The sequence below is a fragment of the Dysosmobacter sp. Marseille-Q4140 genome (assembly GCA_018228705.1).
Classification (GTDB): domain Bacteria; phylum Bacillota; class Clostridia; order Oscillospirales; family Oscillospiraceae; genus Oscillibacter.
This window is the reverse complement of record CP073694.1, coordinates 3,240,222-3,257,698: the sequence shown is the minus strand read 5'-3', so window position 1 is coordinate 3,257,698 and position 17,477 is coordinate 3,240,222. Positions and strand designations below refer to the sequence as shown.

Below are 17,477 nucleotides of genomic sequence, written 5' to 3'. Positions count from 1 at the left end.
CTTAACACTCTGAAACGGTTGTTCCAGGCCTGCGGTACTTCCGTCGATTTGCTTCGCGCTGACGGAAGGGGTCCGACAAGACATCGCTCTGCCCCGCGGTACTCTGCCGCCGGAACAGACGGCACATCCGCCCAAAGCGGAAGTCCTTCCGCACAAATCCAAACCTCCGGCTGTGGCTGGATGCCTCTTTTGCCTACCAATCTGGTATGTGATTGGATCATACCATCATTTGCCTACCAAGTCAAGGGGTAATTAGACAAATTCATCGGTCAGCCAGTCCGCACGGGAATTCACAAAGCAGACATGGCCCGGCAAGTGAACCGCCGCAGGGCTGAAGCTGCGGTTTCATCTGGAATAGCGTGAAAAAAAGGAGGCTGCGTCAAAACGCAGCCTCCCGCAGGAACGAATATGGAGTTATGCAGAGAAGATTTTCACGGAGCGCCGGGAAAGGCCCGCGCTTCCCGGCAGCGGAACGGGAGCACCGTCACAGCCAGGCGGTCTCCAGCAGCTCGTCCTTCTTGGCTCGGGTCATCAGCTCCCCCACTACGGTGTGGACCTGCTTACCCTTGTAGAGAACCTCATACGCACACCGGCAGATGGGCATTTCCACGCCCTCCCGCTCCGAGAGCTGATGGACGCTCTCGGCGGCGTAGTAGCCCTCCACCACGGCGCCCACCTCCTCCATGGCGGCCTGGACGCTCTTGCCCTGGCCGATGAGGATGCCGGCCCGGTTGTTCCGGGAGTGCATGGAGGTGCAGGTGACGATCAGATCGCCCATGCCGGCGAGGCCGCCGAAGGTCAGGCGGGTACCGCCCAGCTTCTCACCCAGGCGGGTGATCTCCGCCATGGCCCGGGTCATCAGCAGCGCCCGGGTGTTGTCCTGGAAGCCCAGGCCCGCGCAGATGCCGCAGCTGAGGGCGATGACGTTCTTCAGCGCCGCCGCCAGCTCCACGCCGATGATGTCGTAGCTGGTGTAGACGCGGAAATAGTCGTTCATAAAGGCGTCCTGGACAAAGCGGGCCGCGTCCCGGTCCGGGCAGGCGGCCACGCACCCGGTAGGCATCCGGATGCCCACTTCCTCTGCGTGGGAAGGGCCGGAAAGGGCTACCACTTTACAGATATTCCCCGTCTCCTCCTGGAGCACCTGGCTCATGCGGAGGTTGGTGTCCCGCTCGATGCCCTTGGATACGGACACCAGGATGCTGTCCCGCCGCAGGTACGGCGCGATCTTCCGGCCCGTCTCCCGGACGGCGAAGGAGGGCGCCGCGGACACCACCAGGTCCGCCCCCTCCAGGTAGGAAAGATCCCCGGTGACGGTCAGGCCATCCGGCAGGGCCACGCCCCTGAGCAGGGGGTTCTCCCGCTTTTCTGCCATTTCCGCCGCCTTGGCGGGGTTGTGGGACCAGAGCGTCACGTCGTGCCCGTTGTCGCACAGCACGATGCTCAGCGCCGTGCCCCAGCCGCCGCTGCCGACCACTACCGCCTTCATTGGGACCCCTCCTTTTTATGATGGAAGCTGAACTTGTTCTCGTTGCCGCGGATGAGCCGCCCGATGTTGGCCCGGTGCTGCCAGACCACCAGACCGCCCAGCACGAAGGCCAGCGCCACGATCACCGGATCGGGATAGCAGTACCAGGAGATGAAGGGAAAGCTGGCCCCGGCCCAAACAGAGCCCAGAGATACGTACCGGGTCAGGATGGCCAGGAGCAAAAAGCCTCCCCAGACCACCAGCGCGATCCGCCAGTCGATCATGATGGCAATGGTGCCGCCGGAGAGGATGCCCTTGCCGCCCTTGAAGTGGAACATACAGGGGAACATATGGCCCAGCAGGCACCACAGGGCCGCCCAGTACTCCGCGAACAGCCTCCAGTGTTCCTCTGTCTGCGCCGCGGAGATGTAGATGGTGTAGCCCGCGAAGAACAGCTGCTTGGCCACCAGGATGGCCACCACCGCCTTGAGCACGTCGGTGAGGATGACCACGAAGGTCAGAGCCCCGCCGAAGGTGCGGTAGAAATTGGTGAGGCCCGCGTTGCCGCTGCCGTGGTTGCGCACGTCGTCCCGCAGGATATACTTGGACACGATCACCGCCCCGTTGAAGCAGCCGCAGAAGTAGGCGATCACCGCCGTGACGGCGATCAGCAGCGGCAGGGGCACGCCGTTGGGAAACAGTCCCAGCATACGCTCACTCCTCCTTGTCGCCCTTCTGCCGGATGGAGAGGATCACCGGGGTGCCCTCCAGGCCGAAGGTATTTCGGATGCAGTTTTCCAGATACCGCTGGTAAGAGAAATGGAACAGCCGGGCGTCGTTGCAGAACACCACGAAGTGGGGCGGCTTCACGCCCACCTGGGTCATATAGTAGATCTTCAGCCGGCGGCCCTTGTCCGTGGGGGGCTGGACCCGGGTCTGGGCATCCGCCAGGACGTTGTTGAGCATGCCGGTGGTGATGCGGGTGGCAGCCTGGTTGGCCACGTAGTCGATCAGCTCGAACAGCCGGTCCACCCGCTGGCCGGTCTTGGCGGAGATGAAGAGGATGGGGGCGTAGGCCATGAAGGCCAGGTCCTGGCGGACCTTCTCCCGCATCCGGTCCATGGTCTTGTCGTCCTTTTCGATGAGGTCCCACTTGTTCACCACGATGATGCTGGCCTTGCCGGCCTCGTGGGCCAGGCCCGCCACCTTGGTGTCCTGTTCGGTGACGCCCTCGGTGGCGTCGATCATGATGAGACACACGTCGCTGCGCTCGATAGCCATGGTGGCCCGGAGGACGCTGTACTTCTCGATGTCCTCGTCCACCTTGGACCGGCGGCGGATACCGGCGGTGTCGATAAAGACGAAAGCGCCCTTGTCGTTTTCAAACCGGGAGTCGATGGCGTCCCGGGTGGTGCCGGCCACGTCGGAGACGATGACCCGCTGCTCCCCCAGGATCTTGTTGACCAGGGAGGACTTGCCGGCGTTGGGCTTGCCGATGACGGCGACCTTGATGGCGTCGTCCTCCTCTTCCTCCTCGTCCTCCGGCGGGAAATACTGCACGCAGGCGTCCAGCAGGTCGCCGGTACCGTGGCCGTGGACGGCGGAGACGGCGATGGGATCCCCCAGCCCCAGGTTGTAGAACTCGTAGTAGTCCGGGTCCGGGGCGCCGGTGGAGTCCATCTTGTTGACCGCCAGGACGATGGGCTTACCGCTGCGCAGCAGCATGTTTGCCACCTCGTGGTCCGAGGCGGTCAGGCCGGTCTTGATATCCGTCAGGAAGATGATGACGGTGGCGTTTTCAATGGCGATCTGGGCCTGATCCCGCATGAAGGCCAGGATCTGGTCGTCGGTCCGGGGCTCGATGCCGCCGGTGTCGATCAGGGTGAAGGACCGGCCGTTCCAGTCCGTCTCCCCGTAGATCCGGTCCCGGGTGACGCCGGGGGTGTCCTCCACGATGGAGAGCCTCCGTCCGATCAGCTTGTTGAACAGCATGGACTTGCCCACGTTGGGGCGGCCCACGATGGCGACGATCGGTTTCATGGGCGCTCACTTCCTTTCTCTTTCCACTCGATCTATATTATAAGCGAAACCCTTCGCGGTACGCAACGGAAAAAAAGAGGAGGGAAGTGTTCTTCCCTCCTCGCCCGATGGCTTCTTATTTCGCGACGACGGACTTCACGGTCTTGACTTCACGGCCGTTGTAAGTACCGCACTCCTGGCACATTCTGTGAGGCAGGTGCAGCGCACCGCATTTCGGGCATTTGACAAGGCCGGGAACCGCCAGCTTCCAGTGGGAGCTGCGCCGCTTGTCGCGTCTTGCCTTGGATACTTTTCCCTTAGGTACTGCCATTGTGACACCTCCTTGATCTTCAAAGGCCCGGAGTTACCGTCCTTAGTATTCCTTATTTGTTCTCCAAAAGCTTGGCCAGGACCGCCAGCCGGGGATCCGTCTCCTTTTGACAGGGGCAGGGGCCCAGATTGAGATCTGCGCCGCACCGGGGGCAAAGTCCCTTGCAATCTTCCGAACACAAAGTTTTCGTGTCCATTCCGAGGAGGAAGGCCGTCCTGGCCAGATCCTCCGCGTCCGCCTGGCCGTTTTCCAGCAGGACGATCTCGTCGTTGTCCTCGTTTTGAAGCTCCTCCGCCAGAAGGCAGCGGAAGGGGATCTCCTTGTCCTGGGCAAAGGCCTTGCCGCACCGGTCGCACACGGCGTCCAGGGTGCTGCGGGCCGTCAGCTCCAGTTCCAGAACACCGGCGGTGTTGCGCACAGTCCCCACCACCGTCACAGGGCGGGAGATGGGATATCGTCCGGCCAGCTCCACATCCGAAAGGTCCAGTTCAAACCGGAAATCCAGATGCTTTCCAGGCTCGTGCAGAATGGGTCTTACATCCAACAGCATAGTCTACCTCGCAATGACACGAGTAGTATTATAAGGGATTGACCACTCGTTGTCAAACAAATTTTTCATTTTTTTTCGTCTTTCTTCCAAAGGCCCCGCCGGAACCCCATCAGAACTCCTCTTCCTCCCGGGATTCCTGCTCCCTGCGGTTGATAAAGCCGCTGACATCGATGCCCAGAATGGTGTTGCGGAACCCGGAGGCCAGCTTCTCATAGGAGGCGATGCGGTAGCCGTCCTTGGGACGCCGGGCGGACCAGGTGTCCCGCAGGGCCTTGGCAAAGGCCACGCCCAGCGGCGCCTCCAGCTCCACCAGCATGGGAGAGAGATACGCCACCATCATCTGCTTTTCATTGATCTGCACGGAGGTCCGGTTCCAGATCCGCTGGCGGCGCCAGCCGGCCTCCAGCTCGTCCATCAGCGATGCCGCCAGGTCCGCAAGGCCCGCCTCTCCGGCGGCGCGGATGGCCTCGGCGTACAGCGGGCCGAAGCGCTCCCCATACTCCCGGAAGGCCTTGTCGTACTGATGGCGGTCAAACCGCTTGAGATAATCCGTCTCCCGCACGGCGGGGGCCAGCTGCTCCAGGCTCATCTGGGCTCCTCCTTCCCCGCGTCCCCGCCCGGGGCTTCCTCCAGGGCCGGCGCGGCCTGGTCCGCTTCCTCCACGGGCTCGTCGGACCAGCTCTCCGGATCGTCGATATGCTCCTGGCCGTACCGGTAGGCCCGCCACTCCCGCAGCAGCATCAGCGCCGCCGCCACCGCGAACACCACGCCGCCGGCAACGTTCAGCACCGGGTTCTCCGCGTCCCCCTTCCACAGCCCGCTGAAGAGCTGGTAGGAAAGATAGATCAGATATCCTCCCGCCAGGACCCAGATGTAATTGACCCGGCCCGTGGGCTTTCTCCCCTGTTTTCCGCTCATAGCTTCAGTTTCTCCTAACTTCCAGAAAAAATTCTTTGCCCCGCCGCCTTTACATTCGCCCCCCGGACGGGTATGATGGATGCAGAAATCCAACACCGGGAGGCCCACCATGCGGGAGATCACCATTGGAAAAAACGACGCCGGACAGCGGCTGGACCGCTTCGTGTCCAAGTCCCTGCCCCTGCTGCCCCCTGCCCTGCTGCAAAAGTACATCCGCCTCAAGCGGATCAAGGTCAACGGCAAGGGCGCCAAGCGGGACGCACGGCTGGCCGCCGGCGATACGCTACAATTATATATCAACGATGAGTTTTTTGACAAGCCCTCCGAGGAAAACATCTTCCTCACCCTGTTCCGCCCCCAGCTGGACATCGTCTACGAGGATGAGAACCTGCTGGTGGTCAACAAGCGCCCCGGCGTGGTGGTCCACGCCGACGAGACGGAGAAGGTCAACACCCTCATCAACCACATCCAGGCGTACCTCTACCAGAAGAAGGAGTGGAACCCCAGGTGGGAGAACGCCTTTGCCCCGGCGCTGTGCAACCGGATCGACCGCAATACCGGCGGCATGGTCATGGCCGCCAAGAACGCCGAGACGCTGCGCATCCTCAACCAGAAGATCCGGGACCACGAGGTGGAAAAATCCTACCTCTGCGTGACGGTGGGCCGCCCCTCCCCGGCAAAGGGCAAGGTGGAGGGCTTCCTCCTCAAGGACGAGGCGAAAAAGCAGGTCTCCTTCCACACCCGGCCCATCCCCGGCGGCAAAACCGCCGTGACGCTGTATCAGACCCTGGAGACCCGGGGAGAGCTGTCCTTGGTGGAGTGCCGCCTGCTCACCGGCCGGACCCACCAGATCCGCGTGTCCATGGCCCATCTGGGCTGCCCCCTGCTGGGGGACGGCAAATACGGCCGGGGCGACGTGAACCGCCGCTACGGCGAGACCCGCCAGGCCCTGTACTCCTACAAGCTCTCCTTCCCCTTCCCCACCGACGCCGGGCTTTTGGAGTACCTCCGGGGCCGCACCTTCACCGTGGCGGAGGTCCCCTTCCGGGACCGGTATTTCCCCCGTGAAAAAACTTCGTAAAAAGGCGGGGAAATCCGCGCAATCCCTTGACTTTTCCCGCTCTTTCCGATATCATTCTTTAATGCTGAATTTCGACGAGAAAGGTTCCCCCTCAACAGAGAAAAGAGGCTGATATTTCCATATAAAATATGTATGAAGAAATGGGGGAGGATACATGTCCAAAGAGTTGATCCGCCTGCGGGATGTCTGCATGGCCTTCGACGACGAGCTGGTTCTCGACCACTTAAATCTTTATTTCAATGACAAAGAATTCCTCACACTGCTAGGGCCCAGCGGGTGCGGCAAAACCACCACGCTGCGGATCATCGGCGGCTTCGCGACACCTACGTCCGGAGACGTCCTCTTTGACGGTGTGAGGATTAATGACGTTCCGCCCCATAAGCGCCAGATCAACACGGTGTTCCAGAAGTACGCCCTGTTCCCCCATCTGAACGTCTTTGAAAATATCGCCTTCGGCCTGCGGATGCAGCGCCGGCCCGACCCCTCCGATCCCACCGGCAAGCGCAAGGTGAAGATCCCGGAAAAGGAGATCCGGGAGCGGGTCATGGAGATGCTGGAGATCATCAGCCTCAAGGGCTTTGAAAACCGCAAGCCGGACGCCCTCTCCGGCGGCCAGCAGCAGCGGGTGGCCATCGCCCGGGCCCTGGTCAACCGGCCCAAGGTCCTTCTGCTGGACGAGCCCCTGGGCGCATTGGACCTGAAGCTGCGCAAGGACATGCAGATCGAGCTCAAGCGCATCCAGCAGCAGGTGGGCATCACCTTTATCTACGTCACCCACGACCAGGAGGAGGCCCTGACCATGTCCGACACCATCGTGGTCATGGACAAGGGCTGCATCCAGCAGATCGGCACCCCCGAGGACATCTACAACGAGCCCAAGAACGCCTTCGTGGCGGACTTCATCGGCGAGTCCAACATCATTGACGGCATCATGGTCCGGGACAAGGTGGTGAAGATGTACGGCCGGGAGTTTGCCTGCCTGGACGGGGGCTTCGGCGAGAACGAGCCCGTGGACGTGGTCATCCGGCCCGAGGACATCGACATCGTCCCCGTGGACCAGGGCCAGCTGGTGGGCACCGTCACCTCCGTCACCTTCAAGGGGATGCAGTACGACATCATCGTAGACTTCCGGGGCTTCAAGTGGCTGATCCAGACCACGGACCACTCCCCTGTCGGCGCCCGCATCGGCATCAAGATCGACCCCGACGGCATCCACGTCATGAAAAAGAGCCAGTACTCCGGTATGTTCGGCGATTACTCCTCCTTCTCCGAGGAGTACGACGAGCTGGACGACGCCACCCTGGTGTCGGAGGATGAGGAGGGAAGCGAGGATGCGGAATAAGCTCTCCTGGTTCGCCGTACCCTACGTGGTGTGGATGGCGCTGTTCGTGGTGGCCCCCATCATCATGGTGGTCATCTACGCCTTCTCCACCGCCGACGGCGGCTTTACCCTGGCCAACTTCACCCGGATGGGCACCTATACGGTGGTGTTCACCCGCTCGTTCAAGCTGGCGCTGGTAGCCACGCTGGTGTGCCTGCTCATCGGCTACCCCATCTCCTATATCATGAGCCGGGAGGGCCGGCAGTTCCAGCGGGTGGGCATGGTGCTGGTCATGCTGCCCATGTGGATGAACTTCCTGCTGCGGACCTACTCCTGGATGTCCATTCTGGAGAACAACGGCCTTTTGAACCAGTTCTTCCAGAACATCGGGCTCATCGATCTCTACAACCAGATCGCCATGCGCCTGGCCGCAGACCCCGCCGCCTATGAGCCCATCACCCACTTCCAGATGCTCAATACCCAGGGGGCCGTGGTGCTGGGCATGGTGTACAACTACCTGCCCTTCATGATCCTGCCCATCTACTCCGTGATCTTAAAGCTGGACCGCTCCCTGATCGAGGCGGCCCGGGACCTGGGCGCCAACACCTTCCAGGTGTTCCGGCGGGTGATCCTGCCGCTGAGCCTGCCCGGCGTCCTCTCCGGCATCACCATGGTATTCGTTCCCTCCGTGTCCACCTTCGCCATCAGCAAAATGCTGGGCGGCGGCACGGAGCTGCTGCTGGGCGATCTGATCGAGCAGCAGTTCATGGGCAACGCCTATAACCCCCAGCTGGGCGCGGCCATCTCCCTGGTGATGATGGTGATTGTGGTGGTGTGCATGTATGTGATGAATCGCTTCGGTGAGGGCGAGGAACAGGCGGTGATGCTGTGAAAAAGAATCACGTGTTTGTCAACCGCCTGTTCATGGCGCTGGTGTTTCTCTTCCTGTACGCCCCCATCATCCTGCTGATCATCTTTTCCTTCAACGCCGGCAACAGCAACACCGTCTGGAAGGGCTTCTCCCTGGACTGGTATCAAAAGCTGCTCCATGACCGGCTGATCATGCAGAGCGTCTACACCACGCTGCTGGTATCCCTGCTGGCCACCGCCATCGCCACCGTGGCCGGCACCTTCGCCGCCATCGGCTTTTACGCCATGCGCCGGCGGGTGCGGGAGCCGCTGATGACCGTCAACAACATCCCCATGATGAACGCGGACATCGTCACCGGCGTCTCCCTGTGCCTGTTCTTCGTGGCCTTCTTCGGCTTCTGGGGGGACTTTGCGGCCTGGTTCAACGGCATACAGTCCCTGTTCCGGCTGCCCACCCGGCTGACCATGGGCTTCGGCACACTGCTCATCGCCCACGTCAGCTTCAACATCCCCTATGTGATCCTCTCCGTCGGTCCCAAGCTGCGGCAGATGGACAAAAACCTGGTGGACGCAGCCCAGGACCTGGGCTGCACCTGGATGCAGGCCTTCTTCAAGGTCATCCTGCCGGAGATCAAGCCCGGCATCGTCTCCGGCGCCCTGACGGCCTTCACCATGAGCATCGACGACTTCGTCATCAGCTACTTCACCGCCGGCTCCTCCGCCTCCACCCTGGCCATGACCATCTACGGCATGACCAAAAAGCGGGTCAGCCCGGAGATCAATGCCATTTCCACGCTGCTGTTCGTGACGGTGCTGATCCTGCTGGCCATCGTGAACCTGCGGGAGGCCCGGCAGGAGCGGCGGCGGGAGCTGCGGCGGATCTGAATGGTCCCACGGCCTTTTGGCCTTGAGATAGAACACTTTCAAACAAACACTGGAGGAATGATCAATTGAAAAAGACGCTTGCCTTGGCCCTTGCCATGATGATGGTGGCCGCCATGACCCTGACCGGCTGCGGAAGCAGCGAAGAGGAGCGGGTCGTCAACGTGTGCAGCTGGGGTGAATACATTGATGAGAACCTGATCTATCAATTCGAGGAAGAGACCGGCATCAAGGTCAACTACCAGACTGCCGAGAGCAACGAGGCCCTCTATTCCCTGCTCAAAACCGGCGCCGGAGACTACGATGTCATCGTCCCCTCTGACTATATGATCGCCCGGCTGATCGCCGAGGACATGCTGGCGGAGCTGGACTACAGCAGCATCCCCAACTATGAAAAGATCGACGCCCAGTACAAGGGCCTGAGCTTCGACCCGGAGAACAAGTACACCGTTCCCTACACCTGGGGCACCCTGGGCATCATCTACAACACCACCATGGTGGACGAGCCCATCACCAGCTGGGACGCCATGTTCGACGAGAAATATGCCGGCAACGTGCTGATGATCCGCAACTCCCGGGACGCCCTGGCCGCCGCCCTGCTGGACCTGGGCTATGACCTGAACACCACCGACGAATCCCAGATCCGGGAGGCCTATGAGCTGCTGGCCTCCGCCAAGGAGAAGGACGTGTACCAGGCCTTTGTCATGGACGAGGTGTTCCAGAAGATGGAGGGCGGCAACGCCGCCATCGCCATGTACTACGCCGGCGATTATCTGACCATGCTGGAGAATAACCCGGACCTGGCCTATGTGGTGCCCGAGGAGGGCAGCAACTGGTTCGTGGACGCCATGTGCATCCTCAAGGGAGCCCAGAACGTGGAGGAGGCCCATGAGTGGATCAACTTCATCGCCTCCACCGAATCCAACCTGGCCAACATGGACTATATCTGGTATGCCTCTCCCAACGCCGAGGCTCTGGAGGGCTACCCCGCCTACTACGAGGAGACCTACGGCGAGCCTCTGGACATGGAGCTCTATGAGATCATGGCCGCTCCCAGCGACGTGCTGAGCCGCTGCACCCTGTACGAGAATCTGCCCGCCGAGACGCTGACGCTGTACAACGACCTGTGGACGGAGTTGGGCATCTGACCCCATGAAAAAAGAACCACGGCGCTGGCTTCCCGGCGCCGTGTTCCTTTTCACAAACTTCATACATCGGAGGAACCCATATGATCGTCATTGGAACCAAATGCCAGCTGCAGACAACCGTGACCGAGTCCCTGACGGCCTCCGCCGTGGGCTCCGGTGCCCTGCCGGTGTTCGGCACACCTTTCATGTGCGGCCTGATGGAAAACGCGGCAATGACCTGCCTCCAGAGCTTTCTGGAGGAGGGTCAGGGCAGCGTGGGCACCCACCTGGACGTGAGCCACGACGCCCCCACCCCCATCGGCATGACCGTCTGGGCCGAGGCGGAGATCACCGCCGTGTCCGAAAACGGCCGGATGGTGGACTTCGCCGTGAAGGCCTGGGACGAGAAGGGCCCCATCGGGTCCGGCACCCACACCCGGGCCATCATCAAAAACGAGAAGTTCCTAGCCAAGTGCAACGCCAAGCTGGACAAGTGACCCATGCAAAGCAAGAGCCGCGCCCCGATCGGGGCGCGGCTCTCAGCGTATCGAAAAAGTCTTTTCGACACTCTGAGCAAGTTTTCTGAACCTTTAAAAGGTTCAGAAAACTTATGATTGAAAACGAAAGGAACCCTTCCTGGGTTCCTTTCGTAACTCTCTTCCTTCCCGTCGCGCAAGTTTTTCTCCTTTTTGGACAAGCTCAAGAGCCGCGCCCCGATCGGGGCGCGGCTCTTCTCTGTTTTCTTACAGCACCAGGGACGGCGCGGAGTAGACCCGTGCGGCCAGCTCGCTGTTGAGCATGTACAGGCTCTTGGGGTCGGAGCCGAACAGTTCCATCTTGGAGATGAGGTCGTTGGCGTTGGTCTCCTCCTCCCCCTGCTCCTTGACGAACCAGTCCAGAAACTGCATGGTGCGGAAGTCCTTCACCTGGTAGGCGGCGGCGTAGATGTCGTTGATGAGGCCGGTGACGTACAGCTCGTGGGCAAGGCCCGCCTTCAGCGCGCCCATGTCGCTCTCCAAAGCCACGTCGGGCTTGGCGATGGCCTCCAGGGTGACGGCGGCGTTGTTGTTGTGGAGGTACTGGTAGAAGAGCATGGCGTGGTCCCGCTCCTCCTGGGCCTGGATCTTGTACCAGTTGGCAAAGCCGTCCAGCCCTCTGGCCGCGAAGTAGTTTGAGAAGTCCAGATACAGATAGGCGGAGTAAAATTCCTTATTCACCTGCTGGTTCAGCAGGTCGCGCACGGTCTCGTTCAGCATAGGGATACCTCCAAAAATAAAGTGATGTATGGAACGCGGCCTCTGCCGCGGGGTTCAAAACAGCGTCAGCTGGCTGGTCTCCGCCATGCCGGCGAAGGCGCCCAGGGCCTTGAGCTGCTCGATGTGGGTCTTGGAGAGCTTGTTGCAGCACATGGCGAACTCCTCGATGGAGATGAACTCCTTCCCCTTCCGCTTTTCCACCGTGTCGATGGCCGCGGCCTCGCCCAGGCCGTGGACCGTGGTGAAGGGCGGCAGAAGGCCGTCCTTGGTCACCTTGAACTTGGTGGCGTCGGACTCGTAGATGTTGATGGTGTCGAAGTGGAAGCCCCGGAGGTAGAACTCGTAGCACACCTCCAGCGTGGTCAGCAAGTTCTGCTCCACGGCGGTGGCGTCCTTGTTGTTCTCGATCTCCCGGATCTTCCGCTTCACCGCGTCCAGACCCGCGCAGCAGTACTCCGCGTCGAAGGCCTTGGCCCGGACGGAGAAGAAGGTGGCGTAGAAGGCCAGGGGCTCGTGGACCTTGTACCAGGCGATGCGGAAGGCCATCATGACGTAGGCCACGGCGTGGGCCTTCGGGAAGAGATAGCCGATCTTAGCCAGGGACTCGATGTACCACTCGGGCACCTCGTGCTCCCGCATAGCCTCCACCCAGCCCTCGTCGAAGCCGCCCTTTTTCACCTTGCCCTTTCGGACCTTCTCCATGATCTTGAAGCTCATCTTGGGGTCCAGGCCCTTGGAGATGAGGTAGAGCATGATGTCGTCACGGCAGCCCACGGTCTCCAGAACGCTTGCCGTGCCGCTGACGATCAGGTCCCGGGCGTTGCCCAGCCACACGTCGGTGCCGTGGGAGAAGCCGGACAGGCGCACCAGGGTGTTGAAGTCCTTGGGCTGGGTGTCCACCAGCATCTGGCGGGTGAACCGGGTGTTGAACTCCGGGATAGCCACGGCCCCGGTGGGGCCCAGGATCTCGTCGTTTTCGTATCCCAGGACCTTGCTGGAGGTGAAGATGGACATGGTATCCGGGTCGTCCAGAGGGATGTCGTGGGGGTCCACGCCGGTCAGGTCCTGCATCATGCGGACCATGGTGGGGTCATCGTGTCCCAGCATGTCCAGCTTCAGGAGGTTGGCCTCCATGGAGTGGTATTCAAAGTGGGTGGTGATGGTGTCGGAGTCATCGGCGTCCGCCGGGTGCTGGACCGGACAGAAGTCCTCCATGTCCATGTCGTCGGGGACCACCACCAGGCCTCCGGGGTGCTGGCCGGTGGTCCGCCGGACGCCCACGCAGCCTTGGGTCAGGCGGTTCTCCTCCGCCCGGCAGGCGGTGATGCCGTTTTCCTCCAGGTACTTCTTCACGAAGCCGTAGGCGGTCTTTTCCGCCAGGGTGCCGATGGTGCCGGCCCGGAACACCTGGGTCTCGCCGAACATCTCGATGGCGTGGCGGTGAGCCCGGGCCTGATACTCGCCGGAGAAGTTCAGGTCGATATCCGGCACCTTGCCGCCGCCGAAGCCCAGGAAGGTCTCGAAGGGGATGTCGAAGCCGTCCTTGACGTACTTCGTCCCGCAGACGGGACAGACCTTGTCCGGCATGTCGGCGCCGCAGCCGTAGGACCCGTCCAGGATGAATTCGCTGTTCTTGCAGTTGGGGCAGCGGTAGTGGGGCGGCAGGGAGTTGACCTCCGTGATGCCGGACATGTAGGCCACGAGAGACGAGCCCACGGAGCCACGGGAGCCCACCAGGTAGCCGTTCTCCAGGCTGCGCTGGACCAGCTTTTGGGCCGACATGTACACCACGTCGTACTTGCCCAGAATACCGCCCAGCTCCACGTTCAGCCGGTCCACGATCAGCTTCGGCGGGTCCTCGCCGTAGAGCCGGTGGACCTTGTCCCACACCAGGGTGTTGAGCTCCTCCTCGGAGTTTTCAAGGCGCGGCGGGAACAGGTCCTTGGGCAGCAGCTCGAAAGACTCCACCATGTCGGCGATCTTCCGGGGGTTGGTGATGACCACCTCGTAGGCCTTCTCCTCCCCCAGGTAGGAGAACTCCCGGAGCATCTCGTCGGTGGTCTTGAAGTAGATGGGCAGCGGCGCGTTGGCGTCCGGGAACTTCTTGGAGGCCAGCAGGATGTGGCGGTAGACCTCGTCCTCCGGGTCCAGGAAGTGGACGTCGCCGGTGGCGCAGACGGGCTTGCCCAGCTCCTCGCCCAGGCGGACGATGGTGCGGTTGAACTCCCGCAGGTCCTCCTCGGACCGGGCGTCGCCGTTGCGGAGCATGAAGGCGTTGTTGCAAAGGGGCTGGATCTCCAGGTAGTCGTAGTAGGAGGCGATGCGCTTGAGCTCCTCCCAGTCCTTGTGGTCCGCCACGGCCCGGAACAGCTCGCCGGCCTCGCAGGCGGAGCCCACGATGATGCCCTGGCGGTGCTCGTTGAGCAGCGTCTTGGGGATGGTGGGCACCCGCTTGAAGTACTTGAGGTTGGAGGCGGAGATCATCTGGTAGAGGTTCTTGAGGCCCACCTTGTTTTGGGCGATGAGGATGATATGCTTGGGGAAGCGGTTGGTCTTGTTCCCCAGGGGCCGCAGCTTCTCCATTTCCTTGTTCACGGCCTGGAGGGTATCCACCCCCCGCTCGTGGAGCATCTTCCAGAAGGGGATCAGCATATAGCCCACGGTGGCGGCGTCGTCGCTGGCCCGGTGGTGGTTGAAGGTGGGCAGCTCCAGCCGGTCCGCCACGATGTCCAGCTTGTACTTCCCCAGGTCCGGCAGCAGGTTCTGAGCCAGGATCAGGGAGTCGATGTAGGTGGGCGTAAAGGGCAGACCCACCTTCTTGCAGCCCGCCCGGATGAAGCCGATGTCGAACTCGGCGTTGTGGGCCGCCAGGGGCCGCCCGCCCACGAAGTCCAGGAAGGCCGTCAGGGCCTCCTTCAGCTGGGGCGCGCCCCGGAGCATCTCGTCGGTGATGCCGGTGAGGCCGATGATCTCCGGCGTCAGGTGGCGGCCCGGGTCCACGAAGGTCTGGAACCGCTCGCAGACCTCCCCATTGCGCAGCACCACGGCGCCGATCTCGGTGATGGCCTCCCGGTCTACCTTCAGGCCGGTGGTCTCGATGTCAAAGCACACGATCTCCCCGTCCAGGGGGCAGTCCTGGCCGCCGTGGACCACCACCCGGTCGTCCAGGTTGTTGACAAAGTACCCCTCCACGCCGTAGAGCAGCTTGATCTTGTCCCCGGCGGCGTGCCAGGCGTCCGGGAAGGACTGGGCCACGCCGTGGTCCGTAATGGCGATAGCCGGGTGGCCCCAGCGGATGGCGGTCTCCACCGCCGCCTTGGTGTCCGTCAGGGCGTCCATGTTGCTCATGCGGGTGTGCAGGTGCAGCTCCACCCGCTTCTCCGGCGCGGTGTCCTCTCGCTTGGGATGGTCCGTGATGCAGATATGGTAGGGGTTGAGCTGGATGTCCTTGCCGTCCCAGGTGGGCTCCATCTTGCCCTGGACCAGCAGCCACATGCCGGGCTTGATGGCCCCCTCCAGCTGCTGGGCCTCCTTCTCCGTCAGGTTCTTCTGGACGGTGACGGAGTTGGTGTAGTCGGTCATGTCGAAGCTCAGCCGCCACATGCCCGGCCGCCGGGTCTCCCGGCACTCGAAGGCAAAGACCTTGCCCTCCACTGTGGCGGTGCCCATTTTCAGGTCCAGGTCTTTCATGGGACCGGGCCGGGACTTGATGGGCTTGCCCATGAGCACCTTGCCGGGCTTGGGGGCCTCCTTCTTCCCGCCGTTTCCGGCGGAGGCCGCCGGGGCGGCAGGCTCGAAACGGGGCTGCGGGGCCTTGCACACGGCCTCCACCTCCACGGTCCGGAAGCCGTAGACCCCGGAGAGCAGGCGCTTCAGCTCCGCCGCCTCCGCCTCCCCCAGTTCGATCTGGGTGGTCAGGTGCAGCTTCAATGCCATGGCGGCCTGGTCGATGGAGGCGCTGTTGATGACGGCGCCCGCCAGGGCCAGGCGCAGCTCACCGGACAGCTGCAGCTCCGTAAACATTTCAAAAAACGGGATATCTCTTGACATGCTTGCCTCTCTTGTACGCGTTCTCTCAAACGGGCCTCCATGGCCCGGTCACAGCTTCTCGATCTCCTCCATCAGCTTGTCCACAAGCTGCTCCTGGGGGACCTTGTAAAGGATCTCCCCTTTCCGGAAGATCAGGCCCTCGCCCTTGCCGCCGGCGATGCCGATGTCCGCGGCGGCGGCCTCGCCGGGGCCGTTGACGGCGCAGCCCATCACCGCCACGGTGATGTTCTTTTCGCAGTTCATGAGCCGCCGCTCCACCTCCTCGGCCATGGGGATCAGATCGATGCGGGTGCGACCGCAGGTGGGACAGGCGATCAGGTTCACGCCCTCCTTCCGCAGGCCCGCCGCCCTGAGGATCTTCTTGGCGGCATAGATCTCCTCCACCGGGTCGGCGGTCAGCGTCACCCGGATGGTGTCCCCGATGCCCATGCACAGCAGGCCGCCAATGCCCATGGCGGACTTCACCATCCCCATAGAGGGCGTGCCCGCCTCGGTGACGCCCAGGTGCAGGGGATAGTCCGTCCGCTCGGAGAGCAGCCGGTAGGCCGCCATGGTCAGCGGCACGTCGGAGCACTTGACGGAGATGCAGATATCGTCGAAGTCGAACTTGTTGAGAAGGGCCACGTGGCCCATGGCGCTCTCCACCAGCGCCTCGGCGGTGACGCCGCCGTACTTGGCCCGCAGCTCCTTTTCCAAAGACCCGCCGTTGACGCCGATGCGGATGGGGATGCCCTTGCTGCGGCACATGTCCGCCACGGCCTTGACCTTGTCCTCCCCGCCGATGTTGCCGGGGTTGATGCGGATGGCGTCGATGCCCCGCTCGGCGCACGCCAGGGCGTACTTGTAGTTGAAGTGGATGTCGGCGATCAGGGGGATGTGGATGCGCTCCTTGATCTTGTCCACCGCCTCCGCCGCCGCCTGGTCGGGGATGGCCACCCGGATGATCTCGCACCCGGCGGCCTCCAGGGCCAGGGTCTGGGCCACGGTGGCGTCCACATCGTCGGTCTTGGTGTTGCACATGGACTGAATGGAAACGGGGGCGCCGCCGCCCACCGGCACAGCGCCCACCATCAGTCGTTTCGTCATGTCCGTTCCTCCTTCAGCAAGGCGTAGACGCAGGCGTCCGTCACCTGCCCGTTTTTGTACACAGCAGCGCGCCGGGTCCCCTCCAGGGTGAACCCGGCTTTTTCCAGCACCCGGCGGGAGCCGGTATTAGGGGCGAACACCTCCGCCTGGATGCGGAGGATGTCCCAGACGGAGAAGGCCAGGCGGCACATCCGCCCCACCGCCTCCGTCATGATGCCCTGTCCCCACCAGGCCCGGCCCAGCCAGTAGCCCAGCTCCGCGCTCCTCCGGCCCACGTCGGTGCCGAGGGTCACGGTGACGCAGCCCACGGCCTCGCCGCCGAGGGCGATGGCCCGGCACAGCTGGTCCCGGCCCTCCCGATCCATGCAGTCCCGGAGGAACCACGCCGCGTCCGCCGGGGTGTAGGGGCTGGGGAACACGTCCCGGAGGTTGGCAGCCACGGCCGGGTCGTCGGCCCAGCGGACCAGGGAGGCGGCGTCCGCCTCCTCCCAGGGCCGCAGCACAAAGTCCGTCACGGC

The 17,477-nt window shown here is 62.6% G+C and carries 17 protein-coding genes; 6 read left to right on the top strand and 11 right to left on the bottom strand.

The features are described 5' to 3' along the window. Positions 1–484 precede the first annotated feature (484 nt). The 7 genes from KFE19_16385 to KFE19_16355 form a co-directional block, all read right to left on the bottom strand. Positions 485–1,489: an NAD(P)-dependent glycerol-3-phosphate dehydrogenase gene (locus KFE19_16385; protein QUO37900.1), complete on the bottom strand. Its 1,005-nt coding sequence runs from the start codon at positions 1,487–1,489 to the stop codon at positions 485–487. Then, complete coding sequence (plsY, locus tag KFE19_16380) at positions 1,486–2,178, bottom strand: glycerol-3-phosphate 1-O-acyltransferase PlsY (protein ID QUO37899.1); 693 nt, start codon at positions 2,176–2,178, stop codon at positions 1,486–1,488. Before plsY ends, KFE19_16385 begins: the two co-directional genes overlap by 4 nt. Before the next feature lie 4 nt (positions 2,179–2,182). Beyond that, positions 2,183–3,508, bottom strand: a complete 1,326-nt coding sequence (der, locus tag KFE19_16375) for a ribosome biogenesis GTPase Der (protein QUO37898.1) — start codon at positions 3,506–3,508, stop codon at positions 2,183–2,185. A gap of 115 nt (positions 3,509–3,623) precedes the next feature. After that, a complete protein-coding gene (gene rpmF / locus KFE19_16370) occupies positions 3,624–3,818 on the bottom strand; it encodes a 50S ribosomal protein L32 (protein ID QUO37897.1) in 195 nt (64 codons plus the stop codon). Between the two features lie 52 nt (positions 3,819–3,870). Next, complete coding sequence (locus KFE19_16365; protein ID QUO37896.1) at positions 3,871–4,368, bottom strand: DUF177 domain-containing protein; 498 nt, start codon at positions 4,366–4,368, stop codon at positions 3,871–3,873. 109 nt (positions 4,369–4,477) lie between these two features. Then, positions 4,478–4,957 carry a hypothetical protein gene (locus KFE19_16360; GenBank protein ID QUO37895.1) on the bottom strand — a complete coding sequence of 160 codons (480 nt, stop codon included), beginning with the start codon at positions 4,955–4,957 and terminating at the stop codon, positions 4,478–4,480. Continuing rightward, positions 4,954–5,286 (bottom strand): hypothetical protein, encoded by a 333-nt coding sequence (locus KFE19_16355; GenBank protein QUO37894.1) that lies wholly within the window; start codon positions 5,284–5,286, stop codon positions 4,954–4,956. The genes KFE19_16360 and KFE19_16355 overlap by 4 nt, the downstream gene beginning before the upstream one ends. Positions 5,287–5,395: 109 nt before the next feature. Between KFE19_16355 and KFE19_16350 the strand changes: the two genes are divergently transcribed. The 6 genes from KFE19_16350 to KFE19_16325 all read left to right on the top strand — a co-directional run bounded on the left by KFE19_16350 (position 5,396) and on the right by KFE19_16325 (position 11,064). Then, positions 5,396–6,367: an RluA family pseudouridine synthase gene (locus KFE19_16350; GenBank protein QUO39666.1), complete on the top strand. Its 972-nt coding sequence runs from the start codon at positions 5,396–5,398 to the stop codon at positions 6,365–6,367. A gap of 154 nt (positions 6,368–6,521) precedes the next feature. Then, positions 6,522–7,709, top strand: a complete 1,188-nt coding sequence (locus KFE19_16345) for an ABC transporter ATP-binding protein (protein QUO37893.1) — start codon at positions 6,522–6,524, stop codon at positions 7,707–7,709. Continuing rightward, positions 7,699–8,580, top strand: a complete 882-nt coding sequence (locus tag KFE19_16340; GenBank protein QUO37892.1) for an ABC transporter permease — start codon at positions 7,699–7,701, stop codon at positions 8,578–8,580. The genes KFE19_16345 and KFE19_16340 overlap by 11 nt, the downstream gene beginning before the upstream one ends. Positions 8,581–8,612: 32 nt before the next feature. Beyond that, positions 8,613–9,443: an ABC transporter permease gene (locus KFE19_16335; protein QUO39665.1), complete on the top strand. Its 831-nt coding sequence runs from the start codon at positions 8,613–8,615 to the stop codon at positions 9,441–9,443. A 65-nt stretch (positions 9,444–9,508) separates the two neighbouring features. Next, the gene (locus KFE19_16330) at positions 9,509–10,588 is read left to right on the top strand and encodes an ABC transporter substrate-binding protein (GenBank protein ID QUO37891.1); all 1,080 of its coding nucleotides are present in this window, start codon (positions 9,509–9,511) and stop codon (positions 10,586–10,588) included. 80 nt (positions 10,589–10,668) lie between these two features. Next, positions 10,669–11,064, top strand: a complete 396-nt coding sequence (locus tag KFE19_16325) for a thioesterase family protein (GenBank protein ID QUO37890.1) — start codon at positions 10,669–10,671, stop codon at positions 11,062–11,064. A 246-nt stretch (positions 11,065–11,310) separates the two neighbouring features. Here the strand turns inward: KFE19_16325 and KFE19_16320 are convergent, their stop codons facing one another. From KFE19_16320 to KFE19_16305, 4 genes are read right to left on the bottom strand one after another with little or no spacing between them, the layout of a single operon-like run. Next, entirely contained in the window at positions 11,311–11,823 is a 513-nt protein-coding gene (locus KFE19_16320) for a ferritin (GenBank protein ID QUO37889.1), read from the bottom strand. A 54-nt stretch (positions 11,824–11,877) separates the two neighbouring features. Then, a complete protein-coding gene (locus tag KFE19_16315) occupies positions 11,878–15,873 on the bottom strand; it encodes a PolC-type DNA polymerase III (protein QUO37888.1) in 3,996 nt (1,331 codons plus the stop codon). 48 nt (positions 15,874–15,921) lie between these two features. After that, positions 15,922–16,959 carry a flavodoxin-dependent (E)-4-hydroxy-3-methylbut-2-enyl-diphosphate synthase gene (gene ispG / locus KFE19_16310; protein ID QUO37887.1) on the bottom strand — a complete coding sequence of 346 codons (1,038 nt, stop codon included), beginning with the start codon at positions 16,957–16,959 and terminating at the stop codon, positions 15,922–15,924. After that, entirely contained in the window at positions 16,956–17,474 is a 519-nt protein-coding gene (locus KFE19_16305; protein QUO37886.1) for a GNAT family N-acetyltransferase, read from the bottom strand. Before KFE19_16305 ends, ispG begins: the two co-directional genes overlap by 4 nt. Positions 17,475–17,477: the final 3 nt, after the last annotated feature.